The sequence below is a fragment of the Cellulomonas sp. P2_B4 genome, from assembly GCF_056404795.1.
In genome coordinates, this window is record NZ_JBFUDI010000013.1 from 1 (window position 1) to 16,570 (window position 16,570).

General features: G+C 73.5%; 11 protein-coding genes and 1 pseudogene. All 12 read left to right on the plus strand.

Annotation, left to right across the window (positions count from 1 at the left end; all coding sequences use genetic code 11):
* Positions 1 to 943 (plus strand): annotated as a pseudogene (locus AC1DZC_RS17840) (hypothetical protein); the annotation flags it as partial.
* Between the two features lie 10 nt (positions 944 to 953).
* Positions 954 to 1,496: a hypothetical protein gene (locus AC1DZC_RS17845; protein ID WP_477038958.1), complete on the plus strand. Its 543-nt coding sequence runs from the start codon at positions 954 to 956 to the stop codon at positions 1,494 to 1,496.
* A 19-nt stretch (positions 1,497 to 1,515) separates the two neighbouring features.
* A complete protein-coding gene (locus AC1DZC_RS17850; protein WP_477038906.1) occupies positions 1,516 to 1,935 on the plus strand; it encodes a hypothetical protein in 420 nt (139 codons plus the stop codon).
* 55 nt (positions 1,936 to 1,990) lie between these two features.
* Positions 1,991 to 6,079 carry a peptidoglycan-binding protein gene (locus tag AC1DZC_RS17855; RefSeq protein WP_477044203.1) on the plus strand — a complete coding sequence of 1,363 codons (4,089 nt, stop codon included), beginning with the start codon at positions 1,991 to 1,993 and terminating at the stop codon, positions 6,077 to 6,079.
* The gene (locus tag AC1DZC_RS17860; RefSeq protein ID WP_477044204.1) at positions 6,076 to 6,963 is read left to right on the plus strand and encodes a hypothetical protein; all 888 of its coding nucleotides are present in this window, start codon (positions 6,076 to 6,078) and stop codon (positions 6,961 to 6,963) included. Before AC1DZC_RS17855 ends, AC1DZC_RS17860 begins: the two co-directional genes overlap by 4 nt.
* Positions 6,963 to 8,015, plus strand: coding sequence for a hypothetical protein (locus AC1DZC_RS17865; protein WP_477044265.1), 1,053 nt, complete (start codon positions 6,963 to 6,965; stop codon positions 8,013 to 8,015). The genes AC1DZC_RS17860 and AC1DZC_RS17865 overlap by 1 nt, the downstream gene beginning before the upstream one ends.
* Positions 8,012 to 8,812: a phage baseplate assembly protein V gene (locus tag AC1DZC_RS17870; protein ID WP_477038910.1), complete on the plus strand. Its 801-nt coding sequence runs from the start codon at positions 8,012 to 8,014 to the stop codon at positions 8,810 to 8,812. Before AC1DZC_RS17865 ends, AC1DZC_RS17870 begins: the two co-directional genes overlap by 4 nt.
* 24 nt (positions 8,813 to 8,836) lie before the next feature.
* Positions 8,837 to 9,169, plus strand: coding sequence for a hypothetical protein (locus tag AC1DZC_RS17875; protein ID WP_477038911.1), 333 nt, complete (start codon positions 8,837 to 8,839; stop codon positions 9,167 to 9,169).
* Positions 9,170 to 9,212: 43 nt separating this feature from the next.
* Entirely contained in the window at positions 9,213 to 9,707 is a 495-nt protein-coding gene (locus tag AC1DZC_RS17880; protein ID WP_477038912.1) for a GPW/gp25 family protein, read from the plus strand.
* Positions 9,704 to 11,287, plus strand: coding sequence for a baseplate J/gp47 family protein (locus tag AC1DZC_RS17885; protein WP_477044205.1), 1,584 nt, complete (start codon positions 9,704 to 9,706; stop codon positions 11,285 to 11,287). Before AC1DZC_RS17880 ends, AC1DZC_RS17885 begins: the two co-directional genes overlap by 4 nt.
* Positions 11,280 to 15,560, plus strand: coding sequence for a hypothetical protein (locus AC1DZC_RS17890; protein WP_477044206.1), 4,281 nt, complete (start codon positions 11,280 to 11,282; stop codon positions 15,558 to 15,560). Before AC1DZC_RS17885 ends, AC1DZC_RS17890 begins: the two co-directional genes overlap by 8 nt.
* Positions 15,557 to 16,561: a hypothetical protein gene (locus AC1DZC_RS17895; RefSeq protein ID WP_477044207.1), complete on the plus strand. Its 1,005-nt coding sequence runs from the start codon at positions 15,557 to 15,559 to the stop codon at positions 16,559 to 16,561. Before AC1DZC_RS17890 ends, AC1DZC_RS17895 begins: the two co-directional genes overlap by 4 nt.
* The last annotated feature ends 9 nt before the right edge of the window (positions 16,562 to 16,570 follow it).

The following is a 16,570-nucleotide window of genomic DNA, read 5'->3' on the forward strand; positions in this document are numbered from 1 at the left end:
GCCGGCGACGCCCGCGCCGCGCACGCGCGTGCGCCCGACCACCCCGGAGCCGGCGACGACGCAGGAGGTCTGCCCGCCGGGACAGCAGCCGCGACACCGTCCGTCGGTCACGCCCCTGCCGCAGCCCGCGCGTCCGGAGCAGCCGATGGTGCGCACGCCCGACCCGGGCGCGCACCGCACCTCGGTGCCGGCACCGCTCCCGCCGGTCGACCGGCGCGAGCAGCGGATCGAGCCCGACTGCCCGCCCGACGAGGTGCCGGGGTCGCCCGCCCGGGCGGCGCGGCTCACCGACCAGCCGGCGAGCTGCCGGGTCCCGGCGGGGCACCTCCTGGCGCTCGCGGGCCCGACGAGGTCGCTGGAGGTCGCCTCCTCGGAGCCGCGGTCGCTGCCGCGGCCCCGGACGCCGCAGGTCCGTCGGCCGCGGCCCACCGCGCCCGCGGAGCAGTTCGCCCCCGGGGTGGCCGACCGGCTGGTGCGCAGGCTGGGCACCGACGTCCCGACCGCGCGGCTGCTGCGCCGGGGGCTGCGGCCTCTCGAACCGCAGGACACCCCGACCAAGGCGCAGCTGCTCGCGCTCGCGGTCCCGACGAGGGTCGTCGCGACGCCCTCGGACGCCGCGCCCGTCCCACCGCGCCGTCGTCGCGCAGGGACGCCGCCGACGCCCGCCCCGACGCCCACGCCCCGCACGGACGAGACGGCCGTACGGACGCTCGGCGGGTTCGCCGAGCAGCCCACCGAACCCGCGCGGCTGCCCGCCGACGACCGGTCCGACGAGGCGGCGTCCGGGCTCGGCGGCGCGTTCCAGGCCGCCGGCCGCCGCGAGATGCCGGCCGTCCCCGGACCCACGCCCGGCGCGGTCGCGGGGCTGGCCGAGCCGGACCTGGAACGCCTGATGACCCGCGTGCTCGACGACGCGGCCCGTCGGCACGGGATCGAGGTGTGACGTGCGACCGATGCTCGCCGGCACGGAGCTGCCGCAGGTGCAGGACCTCACCACGACGGACCTGCGCGCCGTCGCCGAGCACAAGGCTCCCGGCAAGGACGGCTCGATGCTGCAGAACCTCGGCCGCGCGCCCACCGGCGTCACGGTGCGCGGGGTGGCCACCGACACGCACGCCCTCGAGCTGCTCGACACGCTCAAGAGCGACCTGCGCACCGGGCAGCCGGTCGCGTTCGTCGCGGACATCACCGCGGACACCACGATCGAGCAGGTCCTCATCGACGACCTGCAGATCCGCCAGCTCGCGGGCCGCCCGGACCGGTTCGCCTACGCGCTCACGCTGCGCGAATTCATCGAGCCGGTCGAGCCCGCCAGCACCGACGCGCTCGACGCGGACATCCTCGGCGACGCCGGCGACCTCGTCGGCGACCTGCTCGACGGCCTCGACATCGCCGTCCCGTTCGCGACAGGACTGGAGAACTTCATCACTCCGTTGTCCGACCTGCTCGCACGTCTCGCCGCCTTCCGCGACGCGATCAGCGCGAACCAGCACTGACAACCGACAGGAGAGACCGATGGCCGACCAGAGCCTCTTCGACCAGCTGAAGACCGTGCTGGCCGAGTTCAAGACGTTCCTCGACGACAACGTCCCCACCATCAAGCCTGCGATCCAGGCGATCGCGTCGCTGGTCCCGCAGGTCACCGAGCTGCTCGACGAGCTGGTCGGGCTGCTGGACAAGCTCAAGACGGAGATCAACAACCTCGACGTCGGGGCGATCCCCGGGCTCGGGGAGGTCGCCACGTTCACGGGGATGATCCCGGCGCTGCTCGACGCGGCCAAGAAGCTGCTGCCCAACGAGACGACCGCGATCGACGCGATCGCGGACGTCGCCGACGTCGTGACCGGCCTGCCGTCGGTGGACGCGATCAAGCAGGAGCTCCTCGACCTCATCACGGCGATCTCTGCCCACCTGACGAGCCTCAAGCCGGCCTGACACAACCCACCGGTACGAGCACGAGCCCGAGCGACGGAGAGGAGGGGAGCGAGACGTGGTGCGTCCCATGCTGGGTGACCTCGAGCTGGAGCAGGTCCAGCTCGTCGAGACCGACGAGGACCAGGTCGTCGTCCGCCACCCCGTCCCTGCGCTCGAGGGCGACTTCCTGCAGGACATGGGCCGCCGCGGCGCGCGCCTGTCCCTGACCGGGGTGCTCACCAAGCCGGAGGTGCAGGACAACCTCAAGGACTTGCGGGACGCGTTCCACGCCGGCGACCCGGTCGCGTTCGTGTCCGACATCTCGTCGGCGACCCTCGTGGACGACGTGATCATCGAGCGGATGGACGTGCGCGAGCTCGCCGGCCGCGACAGCGCTTACGAGTACCACCTGACGCTGCGCGAGCTCACCGAGGCCGAGCCGATCCACGAAGAGCCGATCATCATCCCGCCGCCCCCGCCGCCGGTGGTCACCGACGGCAAGCTCGCGATCACGGTGGTGGTCGAGGGCGACCCGGCGTTCGACATGGACCGGGTCAAGGTCTCGGTCGACGCCAACCCGCCCGCCGGCGGGACGGCCCGCGTGCTGACCAACCGCGTCCGGCCCGACACGTGGTTCGAGGACCCGTTCCCGGCGGGCAGCTGGACCGCGACCGCCCTGGTGGACGACAACGCGACGCCCACCGGCCAGCACGAGACGCTCACCGGCTCGGCCGACGTCGTGGTGCGGGAGGGCGAGACCGCCCAGGCGACGATCGTCCTGCGCCGCGGCTCGAAGATCGGCACCGTCTTCGTCATCACGTTCCACTTCGACAAGGCGTTCGTCGAGCCGTGCGAGCGGCACGTGCTGCAGCAGGTCCGCGCGTACGCGGCGGCGCACCCCGACGAGAAGATGCTGATCGTCGGCAACACGGACCTCGTGGGTTCCGACGAGTACAACCAGGCGCTGTCCGAGCGTCGCGGGCGGTCCACCTACGCGATGATGACGTTCGGCAGCGACCCGGCGAAGTCGGTGGCCGAGTGGGACGAGCTGCGCCGGGCCCGCCCGAGCGGCACGATCACCACCGTCCGCGACACCTGGGGCACCCGCGAGATCCAGTTCATGCTCCAGGACCTGGGGCGCTTCCAGGGGAACGTCGGCAAGGATGCCGCCCTGACCGACGAGGCGATCCGGAAGTTCCAGTCCGACCACGGCCTGACGCCCGACGGCGTGGTCGGCGACGACACGTGGCCCGTGCTGATCGAGGAGTACCTGGCGCACGAGGCGATCGACTTCCCGACCGCCCAGCTCATGCCCAACAAGAACGCGGCCGGCTGCGACAGCGGGCCGCTGCGCTGGATCGGCGTCGGCGAGCAGGACCCCGTGCGGAACATCCCGACCGCGTGGCGGCCGAACCGGCGCACGGAGCTGATGTTCGTCAAGGAGGACACGTTCCCGTGCCAGGTGCCCGAGCCGGTGACGCTCGCGCTCGTGCCCGAGGGCGCCGGCGGCGGGGGCTGGTGCCTGAACGACGGCACGGCGACGAGCCGCAGCTGCTTCGTCACGCGGTACGGCGAGCCGTGCCCGACGAACGCGCCGGGCACCACGGGACCCGCGCCGGCCGACCGCACGTGGTGCCGCGTGCCCGCCGAGCCGGGCACCTTCCCGGTCGAGGGGAAGATCACGTTCGAGGACGGCACACCGTTCGCGCAGGGGTCCTACGTGCTCATGGCGCCCGACGGCGAGTACCTGAACGGCGAGGTCCCGACCACCGGCGTCGAGCACGCGGGTACGCCGGTGCCCGGCAGGACCGCCGACGACGGCAGCTTCACCTTCCCGCCGTCCCCGCCGCAGAAGGGCCGCGGAACGTATGTCATCTCGGTCGACGGGCCGTTCCTCGTGCGGTCGCGCTCGCAGACGCTCGCGGACGTCACGGGCAACGCGACCTGCTTCCGGCTCGACGGGTCGGCGCCCGCCGACATCGTCATCGTCGACCGCGCCGTCGGGTCGGTGATCCCGATCATCTCGGGCCGGATCGAGCCCGACGCCGGGACGACGACCGCGGTGCTGACGTCGCCCGGACCGCCGGTCGTCGTCGTGAAGAAGGTGCACACCAACCCCGCGCGCAAGCCCGTCGTGCTGCGCGCCACCCCCGCCTTCGTGGGGACCGGCACGTTCACGCGGTCCAGCGACCGGGTCCGCTTCTTCGACGCTGCCACGGCCGGCACGGAGCTGACGTTCGACGGCGTCGACAACGTGTTCACGTCGGCGCAGCTGCTCGCAGGCGTGACCCTGTTCGCCGAGGGACGCGCCGCGAGCGCCGCCGTCAACGACGTCACGCTCACGCTGGCGCTGACGGTCAACGGCACGCCCGGCCACAGCACGACCCACACCATGACCTCGGTCGAGCTGTTCCTCGACCTGCACCAGAGCCGCACGGCAGCGGGGGTCGCGCCGGCGGCGCTGGGCGAGGCCGCGAAGATCAACCCGGGCCGGTTCGTGCAGGTGCAGGACACGGGCAACCACGCCGGCCGCGCCCTCGTCACGGTCCGGCAGGCCGTCCCCGCCGCCTTCACCGGCACGCTCGTACTCACGGCGCTCTCGCCGCGCACGCGGTTCTTCGCGGCCGCCGACGAGGTCGCCGCTGCCGGTCAGGCCGTCGTCCCGGCACCCGTGAACCTGCCGAACGCCGCGATACCGGCGGCGGGCACCCAGTTCTGGGTGGAGGGCACGGCGGTCAGCGGGGCGCTGCGGGACGCGTCGCTCCAGCTCGGCATCGACACCGTCGAGGCCGACGGCGACCGCGCCGTGCTCACGGTCGTCCAGCTGAGCAGTCTCACCGCGACCATCCCCGCGACGCCTGCGGCTACGGCACGCCTGGGCAACTCACCCGTCCCGCCGCACGTGGTCACCGTCGGCGCGGTTCCCGCCGCAGCGGACTTCGACGAGGACCCGACCGTCAACCCGCCGGTCGCCCTGGTCGAGAACTCGGTGGTCGCGGCGACGCCGATCACGCTCTCGGTGACCGTGGCGCCCGCGGGGGTGCCCGTGCTCTGGGGAGCGCAGCGCGCGCGGGGGCTGTCGGCGGCGTCCGGCGGTGACGACGCACCGGGGATCGTCGCCCTGAGCGCAGGGGCCGCGCCGACCGTGACAGCCACGGGGGCGACCACCGCGACGATGCTCACCGACAACGTGGGGACGTTCCACGTGCGGCCGTTCGTCGACGGGAACGGCAACGGGGTGTTCGACCACAAGATCGACCGCGAACCGAACCTCGTGCTCAACGTGGTGCTCGGCCGGGCGACGATGTTCCTGGACAGCTCCGTGGCCCGCAGCACGAACTTCGCGGTCACGCCGCGCGGGGTCGGCGGGATCAACGTGAGCTCGGGCTCGTTCAACATCGCGGCCCCCGCGACCGCCGCGATGCACATGAACGCGCAGGTGGACCTCGTGACCGGCGGCGCGAACGGCCGACGCCTGGTGGCGCAGTTCTTCGGCGGCTGGATCAACAACGAGACCGCGGTCGAGGCGATCGCGGGGACGTTCGTGGACGGTGGCGGCGTCGCACACACGGATCCGACGGTGTTCGCGTCCAACCGCGGCGCGGCCACGGGCGGCACGGCGGGGAGCCCGATCTTCCAGCCCGGCGACCCTGCGCCCGCGCTGATCGCGCCCCCCTTGCTCGACTCGGGCCGTGGCGCCGGTGTCGTCGGGCTCGGCGGTGACTCCGCCACGCTGACGCGCAGCCGGATCCGGTCGCGGACACCGCAGGCCCTGGGCGAACGGTGGATCGTCGAGTCCGTCGACAGTCCCGGGGACGGGGAACCGGCCACGCACCCGGGGTTCGCCGCGGCCACGCTGCGCCAGTTCCACTTCGGACTGACGTTCTCCTCGACGCTCGGGGTCTGGACCAACCGGACGGCGGTCAGTGGGGCCACCGGCGACCCGGCCGACCGGGCGTACGCGGTCGTGCTGCAGGTGCGCTGGACGCAGTTGGGCGAGTGGACCGTCACTCCGGGTACCGGGGCGATCGCCGTCGTCATCGGCCCGACCACGACGATCGCCGGCACCACGACGACGAATCCCGCCGTCGCGGCATCGACCACGCCGGTCGAGGTGCGGTTCCCGGCCTCGACCGACCAGCTGGCAAGGGATGCGCGGGCATGAGCGAGTACGCCGTGAGCTCCGAGATCGTCGACGCCGGCCTGGTGGTCGTCGTCGAGGTGGTGGCCGAGGACCTCGGGCCGTGGGTCGACGACGGCTCCATGCTGACCCGGACGGGCACGGTCGGGCTGCGGGTGCTCGAGGTGCTGCGCGGACGCTCTCGAACCGCCGTGGGCGAGACCGCGACGGTCGACATCGTCGACCGCACGGCCGCCGCGCGCCGCCCGGGCGGCTACCACGGTCTCTGGTCCCAGGTGCCGACGAGGATCGGCACCCGGCTGGTCGCCTTCTGCGACTCCGCGTCGACGGACCTGGCCGTGGCGCTCACGGAGGAGCACTGCACGCAGCTCGTCGAGGCCTCGACAGTCCTCGACGACCTGCACGCCGCGGTCGCGCTGCAGAGGCGCCACCTCGTCGCGGACCCGCTGCTCACGGCGGCCGAGAGGCAGCGGGCCACCGGTGGCGCGATCTTCGCGCGGTACGTCTGGGTGGCCACCCGCGAGGCCCTCAAGGCCTCGGTCGAACGGTTCGAGACGCTCATGCAGATCGCCTCGTCCCCGCAGACCTCCGTCGCCGCGCAGGAGGCCTACCTCGTGTCGGCGTACGAGGACGTCACGTTCACGGGGGACTTCCCGCAGGAGCAGCGCGCCTCCCTCGTGCGCGCCATGCTCCGCAGCGCGCTCGACCCGCGGCTCGGAGAGCTGCGCGGGCATCTCGTGAGCGTCTACGTGCCGAACCTCGTGCGGTCCCAGCCGCTGCCGGCGGCCGTGGTCTTCGCCGCCGACGAGCAGCTGCGCGAGGCGGTCCGCGACGAGGTCGTCGACCCCCTCGACCCCGCGACGACGAGCCCCGAGCTCGCCCGGTGGCTGACGAGCGAGGTGTCGTGATGCTGCGCCCCGGCTACCGCCTCACGATCGGCGACCACGTGGTCGACACGACCGCCGAGGCCCGCGCGAGCACCGCGATCGAGGTGACCGTGGTGCTCGACATGGACACCCCGGCCGACTCCCTGACGCTCGTGCAGGGGCAGGTCGGCGGGCTGCGGGCGGTGCCGGGCGACGACCTGTCCGTCGAGCTCGGCTACACCGACGAGGACGACGGGCTGCTGCGGGTGCTCACCGGCACGGTCGTCGCGGTGGAGCCGGGGCTGCGCACCGCGCGGATCATCGGGCACTCCACCGCCGACGCCCTGCTGCGCGCCCGGCTCGACCGGACGTTCGAGGACGGGTCCGCCGGCGACATCGTGCGCGCGCTCGCCGACGAGGCCGGCGTCGACGTCGAGCGCGTCGAGGACGGTCCGGCGCTCTCGGCGTACGTGGTCGACGGTCGTCGCGACGCCGCCCGGCACATCCGCGACCTGGCCGAGCTGGCCGGGTTCGACACCTACATGACGCCCGAGGGTGGCCTGGTGTTCGAGGCCCTGACCGGCAGCCGGACGGTCCATGTCCTCAAGTACGGGGAGCACATCCTGGCCGCCGAGCAGACCCGGGTCCGGCCGCGCGCCGGGACGGTCGAGGTGTGGGGCGAGTCGCCCGGCTCCTCGCGCGGCGACGAGTCGTGGTCGTGGCTCACCAACGACCCCTCGTCGCGGCGTGGGACGGCCGGCACGGGCAGCCCGACGCTCGTGGTCGAGCGGCCTGTCATGCGCACCGCGCAGATCGCGGGCGTGGCGGCGCAGGGGATCGCCGACGCGATCACGGCGTCCGCGCTGCAGGTCTGGGTCCGGATCCAGGGGCGTCCGCAGATGAAGCTCGGCGACCTCGCGCGGCTCGAGCGGTTCCCGTCGCGCGCCGGCGTGGACCAGCTCGACGGCACGTACCAGGTGCGCGGCGTGACGCACCGGCTCACCAAGGCCGACGGCCTGCTCACCGACCTMACGCTGCGCAGCCTCGTCGGCGCCGCGGCCGCCGCGGCCGCACCGGGAGGGGGAGCACCGTGACCCTCGTCGACACCATCGCCGCGATCGTCCGTCACGAGCTGGCGGCCGTGCGCGTGACCGAGCTCGGCATCGTCGAGGAGGTCTACCCGCACAGCGACGCCGACGACGACGGGAACTACGGCGTCGACGTCACGCTCAAGAACAGCGGCCTGGCGCTCAAGCGGGTCCCCGTGGCGACCGGCCACGTGGGGTCCGTCGCGATCCCCAACGTGGGCGACCTCGTGGTCGTCGCGTTCGACCACGGCGACGTGAACAGCCCGCTGGTCATGGCCCGCGTGTACGACGACGTCGACCGGCCGCCGCTGTCCACGAGCGACGAGATGGTCATGCGGCTCCCGCTGGCCGCGGACGACGACGCGAGCGTGCTCTACGCGCTGCGCAACCACCAGGACCAGGACCCCAAGCGGGAGATGGTCTTCGAGATGCCGCCCAAGATCACGGTGCGGATCGTCGACGGCGTGGTCACTGCGACCGCGGGCAAGACCGAGCTCGTCCTCGACCAGTCGGGGTCCAGCGGGGGCACCGTCACCGTGAAGTCCGGCTCGTCGACCGTCGTGATGGACCAGGACGGCGACGTGACGCTCGAGTCGGCGGGCGACGTCACGCTCAAGGCGGCGGGCGACATGACGCTGGAGGCCGGCGGGTCGGTGTCGGTCAAGGCCGGCTCGAGCCTGACCGCCGAGGCGGGGTCGAGCGCGACCGTCAAGGGGCTCATGGCCTCGCTCGAGGGCACCGCGGGAGCGACCGTCCAGGGCGCCTCGATCTCCGTCAAAGGCATGACGTCGTTCACCCCGTGACCCGACCAGGAAGGAGGACCAGCGATGCCAGGGATGCCCGTCACCATCGGCGCCTCCGTCATGGTCACGCCCGGCGCGGCCGGCGCGCCGGACACCGGCACGATCCTCGTGATCCTGCCTCCGTTCCTGACGGCGGGCGGCATGCCGCTGGCCACCACCGGGTCGATCTGCCTGATGGTCAACTCCGTGACCGGCGTGCCCTACCCGCTGACGATCGGACCGCTGGGCAGCACCGGCGTGACCGTGAGCGGCGCCGGCCTGGTGCGGATGGGCGACATGATCCCGTCGCCGCCGGGGGTGCTGACGATCATCGGGCCGCCTGCCGCGACCTTCGTGAACGACTCGTGGCCGCCATGACCGGGCCCGCGATCCCGAACCCCACCAACGAGAGGACGCAGCGATGAGCACGCCGACGGCAGCCCTGTTCGGCGCCGACCTGCGCCTCCTCGGCGGTCTTGAGCACGCCGAGCAGCGCGAGCGCGGCGACGACCTGTACGTCGCCGTCCGCCCGCAGCAGCTCGACCCCGCGAACCCGGTGCAGTCCCCGCACGACCTGCAGAGGCTCGAGGGCGTCGAGGACCTCCAGCAGGCGCTGATCCTGCGCTTCCTCACGCAGCAGGGAGAGCTCGCGCACCTCGGCCACCCCACCTACGGCAGCCGCCTGCACGAGCTGATCGGGGAGCCGAACACCGAGACCACCCGCAACAAGGCCAAGCTCTACGCGCTGCAGGCGCTGAACGAGGAGCCGCGGGTCGCGTCGGTCCGCTCGCTCACCGTCGACACGCGCCCGGGGCAGCCGACCTTCGTCGACATCCGGGCCGCCGTCGTGGCGATCGACCAGGTCACCGAGCTGAACCTCGTCTTCCCCGTGCCGCTCGAGGGAGGTGTCTCGTGAACATCGACACGGTGACCCTGGTCAACCGCCCGTTCGGGGACCTGGTCGACGACATCCTCACGTCGGTGGTCGGCGGCGTGGTCAACGAGCCGATCCGGTTCGACCTCAAGGTGCTCACCTACGCGCTCGCGGAGCCGTCCTCGGGGGTCCGGGGCATCACCGGCATGACCGAGGACGGGCAGGCCCGGACGTTCCTGGCGCGGATCGACTTCGAGTTCAGCCCCGTCACCAACGTGGTGGTGTGGCTCGACGACGGCACGCTGCCCAAGGACGACTCGACCTTCTACGTCGACTACTTCCGCGTCGACTCCCGCTCGCCCCTGTCGGACATCAACGTCGGCTCGGTCACCCGCACGCTCACCGAGGCGGTCGGCCGCGAGGTCGCCACGGTCTACGAGCAGATCAACCTCGCCTACCTGTCGGCGTTCGTCGACTTCGCGACGGCGAAGTCGCTCGACTACGTGGTCGCGATCCTCGACGTCACGCGCAAGACCGCCGAGTTCGCCGAGGGGCTGGTCACGTTCTTCCGCAGCCCGACGGTCGACGGCAACATCACGATCCCCGCCGGGACCCGTCTGACGACGACGAGCGGGTCGGTCGTGTTCGTCACCACCCAGGTGCGGACGCTGCAGCGCGGTCAGGTGCGCATCGACGTGCCCGTGCGCGCGGACACCGGGTTCGCCGGCGACCCCGGGCTCGTGGCCGCCGGGACGATCACGGAGATGTCGCAGCCGGTCGGCGGCATCGAGCGCGTGAGCAACCTCGACGCCACGCTGCGGGCGGCCGCCGACGAGACGGACGACGAGCTGCGCACGCGCGCCAAGGCCGTGCTGCGCGGGCTCGGCAAGGCGACGCTCGCCGCCCTCGACCGGGCGATCCGGGAGGGCCGCGGGACGCCCGTCGAGTTCTTCGACCCGAACAGCCCGCTGGCCAACCGCTCCGAGCCGGGCACGGTGACGGTCGTGGTGGACGCCGAGCCGGAGCGCCTCCCGAGCCTGGTCGACGCCGTGCACACCACCCGCGCCGCGGGCGTGCTCGCGACACTCGTCGCGCGGTACGTGTTCATCACCCCGCGGATCCGCGCGACGATCACCGGCGGGCTGTCCAACCCCGGCAAGGAGCAGGTGCGGACCGACATCGTCGCCGCCCTGCAGGCCTACGTGGACGGCCTCTCGCGCGGGAACCCGGCCGACGGCGCCGCGATGCTGAAGGCCGTCACGGACGTCGACGACGTGACCGCCGCGGTCATCGCGGACGTCGTCGTCGCCCGCGCCGACCTGGCCGGACCCGACGGGGACGGCGCCCTCGTCGACGCGCTCCTGCAGGCGGTGCTGCTGGCACCTCCGGACGGGCTGCGGGACGCGCTGGTCGCCGCCGTCGACGCGACCGGCAGCCAGGCGCCGAGCGGCGGCGCCGTCCCGGACCGGTCTTTGCTGCTCGGTCCCACCGGGGCACCCGCCACCGACGCCGAGATCGAGGCCGGCACGTTCCAGGTGTCGGCGACCGTCGCGGGCGACCCGTGGTGGATCGCGCTGCAGATGGTGCCCGGCGACGTCGGGACGGAGGACGCCGGTGCCTAAGGCCGACCGGATCCTGGCCAACCTCCCGCCGACGTTCAAGCTGCGGGGGGACCCGTCCGCGCTGCGCGCCCTCGTGGACGCCTACGGCGGGGAGCTCCAGGCCGCCGAGAACGCCCTCGTCGCCGTCATGCGGGCGCACTGGGTCGAGTTCGCCGATGCGGGCGAGACCGAGGTGTTCGACCTTGCCCGGTTCGGCGCCCTCTACGGCCTGGCGCCGAGGCCCGACGAGAGCGTCGAGGAGTTCCGCGAGCACCTGCGCCGGTACGTCAGGACGCAGCTCGACAGCACGGTCACCGTGCAGGGGATCCTGCGGACCACGGCGGAGGCCCTCGGGCTGCACATCGAGGACGAGGCCCTGGACACCTGGTGGTCGCGGCCCGAGCCGGTGCTCGTCACCTCGCAGCCGGTCGGCGCGGATGCGGCGTCGCTCGTGCTGGGCGTGCCCGCGGTCTCGTCGATCGGGCTGCCCGCGGCGCCGGCCGCGCTGACCGGGTCGGTGGTGCTCCCCGAGAGCGTCGACCTGAGCGCGCGGTCCGCGCTGTGGCTCGCGCTCGACGGTGCCGGGGCGGTGCGGGTCGACCTCGCGTCCGGTGCTGCGGACCCGGCCGCCGTCACCGCCGCGGAGATCGTCGGCGCGATCGAGGCGGAGCTCCCCGGGGTGGCGGAGCTCGTCGACGGTCGACTCGTGCTCACCTCGTCGTCCACCGGGCCGACCGCGCAGGTCGAGGTGGCCGACGGGGACGGCGACGTCGCGGACCTCGTGCTCGGCCTGCGGCCGCGGTCGTACCTCGGGGTCGCGGCGACGCACGCGCGGATCGTCGGGACGCCCGACCTGTCGACGGCCCTCGACCTCACCGACGCGCGCTACCTGCGCCTGGCCGTCGACGCGACCCGCCTGGCCGAGATCGACTGCGCCGCCCTCGCGCCCGACCCGGCCGCCGTGGACCTCGCCGACGTGACAGACGCCATCAACGCGGCCCTCGGCGTCACCGTCGCCTCCGACGACGGCCGGTTCCTCACGCTGACCTCCCCGACCCTCGGCCCGGCCGGCTCGCTCGTGGTCCTCGACCCCGCCGCGCAGCCCGCGGCCGACCTGCTGCTCGGGCAGGCGCCGCGCGGCGCGACGGGTTCTCCCGCGCGCAAGGCCACGGTCGTCTCGGACCGCAGCATCGGCCTGGGCGTCGACCTGCGCACGGCCTCGGTCCTGCGGCTCCAGGTCGACGCCGACCCGGCCGTCTCGATCGACATCGCGGGGCTGGATCCCGACGCCACGACCCCCGCCGAGATCGTCGCGTCGGTGAACGAGGGCGTCGGCGCCACGGTCGCGTCGCACGACGGCGACCGGGTCACGCTCGTCTCGCCGACCGAGGGGGAGACCGGTCAGCTGCGCGTCGAGGACGTGGACGGCGACGCCGCCGAGCCGGTGATGGGCCTGCGCCCGAGGTCCGCGCACGGCGCGCCGCCGGTCACCGCCGCCGTCACGGGCACGGCGAACCTCGCGGGCACGGTGGACCTCTCCGCCCGCGACACCCTCGTGCTGGCCCTCGACGGCGCCGAGCCGGTGCACGTCGATCTCACCTCGCACGCCGCGGACCGCACGCACGCGACGCTCGAGGAGATCGCGACCGCGATCAACACCGCGCTCGGCCGGCCCGACGACGACCCGGTGGCCTCCGACGACGGGGCCCACCTCGTGCTCGTGTCGCCCACCGAGGGCGCGGGCGGCCGGCTCGAGGTGCGGCCGCTGACCAGCACGTCGCGACGCCGCTTCGTCACGCGCGCCCGCGTCACCGACGACGCCGCGACCACGGTGCTCGGGTTCACGTCCCGCAGCGCGACCGGGACGACCGCGACGTCGGCCCGGCTGACCGGGACGCCCGACCTCTCCGGGGGCATCGACCTGACCGTGAACCGGTGGCTGCGGCTCGGCATCGGCGACGCGGCGCCCGTCGACATCGACCTCGCCGGACCCCGCCCGCGCGCGACCACACCGGCCGAGGTCGTCGAGAGGATCACCGCCGTCTTCGCGGGAAGCGCACAGACCGACGGCCACACGGTCACGCTCACCGACCCGGTCCCGGGCGCCGGCTCGCGCGTCGTCGTGGCACCCCCGCAGGCGCTCGACGCCCTGAGCCTCGTGCTCGGCGACGCCCCCGCCCAGGTCCCCGACGACGTCCGGGGTCGCGGCGCGGCGAACGTGCGGTTCGTCGGCACGGTCGACCTGGCCGAGGGCGTCTCCCTTCCCGCGGACGCGGCCCTGCGGCTCGGCGTGGACGGCGCCGCGCCGGTCGACGTGCCCGTGGGCGACGGCGTCGCGACGACCGTCCGGCCGCTGAGCCAGCTCGTCGCGCAGATCAACTTCGCGCTCGGCGGCTCGCTGGCCGCCCACGACGGTGAGCACCTGCTCCTCACGGCTGCGGCCGGGCTGGTGATCGAGGCCCCGACCGCCGGGACCGACGCCACGGCGGCCGTGCTCGGCATCTCGGCACCGCGCACCTACGTCGGCCTGCCGGCCTCGTCGGCCCGGATCGTCGGCGTGCGCGACCTGACGGCCGGCGTCGACCTGCACCTGGCGCACCTGCTCGTGCTCACCGTGGACCGCGAGGACCCGGTGACGGTCGACCTCACCGCCGCGGCGGACGACCCGAGCGCCGTCCCCGCTGGCGTCCTCGCGGCCGCGATCAACGCCGCCACGACCGCGAACGCCACGACCGTCGCGATCCCCGGCGGCGTCGCGCTGCAGATCACCTCCCCGACGACGGGACCGAACAGCCACCTGGTGCTGGGCCGGTCGGGTGCGGGGGACGCGGCACCTGTCGTGCTGGGATCCGGTCCGCGACAGGCCTCGGGCGTCGCGCCCGGGCCCGCCACGGTCGACGGGGTCGTGGACCTGATCGGACCCGTGGACCTCAGCGAGCGGTCGGTGCTGCGGCTGGCGATCGACGGCGGCGAACCGGTCGACGTGGACATCGCCGGGGTCGTCCCGTCGGCGACCATGCTGAGCGAGGTCATCGTCGCGATCGACACGGCGCTGCCCGGCGTCGCGCAGCGCGGCCCCGCCGACACGCTGCGGCTGGTCTCGTCGTCCGACGGACCCGACAGCCGCGTCGAGGTGGTCCCCGTCCGATTCCTGGACCTGCAGGAGTACCCGCCGGCCACCGACCAGGTCACCTCCGCGGTCCGGCACGGCTCGGCGCTGCGGTTCAGCAACACCGGTGCTGCGGCCGTGCCTGGTCGCGTCGTGCTCGACACCGCCGCAGGGGTCGCCGGCCCGCGCCTGGCCGACCCGTCGGCGGGCTGGTCGGTGCGCATCGACGGCGCGGTCGTGGCGGGCGGACGGCTCGTGCTCGAGGTCGGGCCGTCGGGGGACGTCGTCGCGACGGTCGCCGTGGGCGGGGCCACGCACGAGGTCCCGGTCCTGGTGACCGGCGCCGACCCGCTCACGGTCCGTCGCGGCCGGAACACGTGGAGCTACACCGAGTGCCGGGCGGCGCGGTTCGACTCCGCGGTGTTCGACGACGACGAGTTCGCGGGCGGCTCCTGCTCCGAGGAGGCGATCTTCGACCTCAGCCGGTTCGGCCCGTCGGCGGTGCCGGCCGTGTTCGCCGGGACCGAGCCGCACGCGGCGACCGCACAGGTCCAGGTCACGTGGGACAGCCACGAGGCAGGCTCGTTCGTGGTCAACCTCCCGCGCGAGCTCGACGTCCGCTTCGGCGAGGAGCTCGGCGTGGTGCGGTTCGGAGCGGGCGAGCCGGAGCATCTCGCGGGCGTCGTGACCGAGCCGGTCGACGACCCGAGCCACATCGTCACGCGGATCAACGCGGACTCGCGCCTGGTCGAGGCGGACCCGATGTTCGTCGCGCAGGTGCCGATCGGCTGGTCGGCCGTGACGCTGCCCTTCCGCGACCCCGTGCACCTCTCGCTCGGCCGGCCGGACCAGGCCGCGCGGCTGTACCTGGCCGACCCGGGCTTCGGTTCGCGCTTCCTGGTGCTGCGCGCGGCCGAGGTCGGCACGTACGGCAACCGGATCTCGGTGAGCGCCCGCGTGGCCGGCCCCGCGATCTTCGACCTCGACGTCTTCTTCACCGGCAGCGCGTTCGAGAACGCCCGCAGCACCGTGCTCGGACCGCCGCTGCCCACCCTCGCCGACGACCTCCTCGCGCCGCGCCCCCAGGGCGTCGGCACGGCCAAGGCCGCCGGGATCCGTGCAGTTGTCACCAGGGACCGGGTGGCAGTCGGCCAACCCAGACCGCCCGAGGAAGGAACATCATGAGCGAGACGACCGACGCGCCGTACGTGAAGCGCGACCCCGGCGACCTGCTGACCGCCGAGGACTGGAACACCCTGCAGGACAAGATCCACGACGACATCCGCTCGACGTCGCAGGCCGCCGCCGACGCGGTGACGCACGTGGCCAGCGCCGACGACGCGGACCACCTCGAGGGCAAGGACCTCGACGCGCTGACCGACGAGATCACCAAGCGCGTGCTCGACGAGGTGCGCGGCCGCAGCGGCTACCAGCAGCTGTTCAAGATCCTGCGCGCGGGCGAGGTCACCGTCCTCGAGCACGAGCTCGGGACCGCACCGCTGGTCGACCTCTACAAGCTCGAGTACTTCGCGGTCGTCACCCGCGAGGACGACGAGACGCGCCTGACCTACGCGACCTTCTACCTGCACAACTCCGAGGAGAAGCGCGTCCGCGTCAACGACCCGGACAACCCGTCGAAGCGGATCTCGGTGAACATCCAGGCGCCGGACCTGCCCGAGCGCGGGATCCCGTTCGCGGACATGCTCGCCCGCTACGACGTGCCGTACACCGACACGACGACGCTCGACGACCTGGAGACCGAGTTCTGGAAGGCGTTCTACAAGGACCCGAACGACCAGTTCGGCGACGACCAGTACTCCCACTCGCCGTGGTTCGAGCGGTGCTGCAAGGAGCAGCAGACCGTCAAGCAGCTCAAGGCGAACGGCGACTGGAACGACATCGTCTTCCAGTTCCGCCCGCACCGGACGGAGAACTTCGTCGGGCTCCCGCAGCTCGACAACGGCCTGGCGGCGGTGTTCCCCAAGCCGGCCAACGTCCACATCTCGCACCTCGACAACAACCGCACCGCCGTGTGGTTCACGGGCGAGGCGGTGCACGACGTCCCGCCGAAGGACGGCACGCTCGCCGACGAGGGCGGCAACGACGACGAGGAGGCGGCCCGCGAGTACATCGGCACCCGCGAGTTCGACTCCGAGCTCAAGCTGATGATCCTGCTGAAGGTCTGAGCCGGCCCG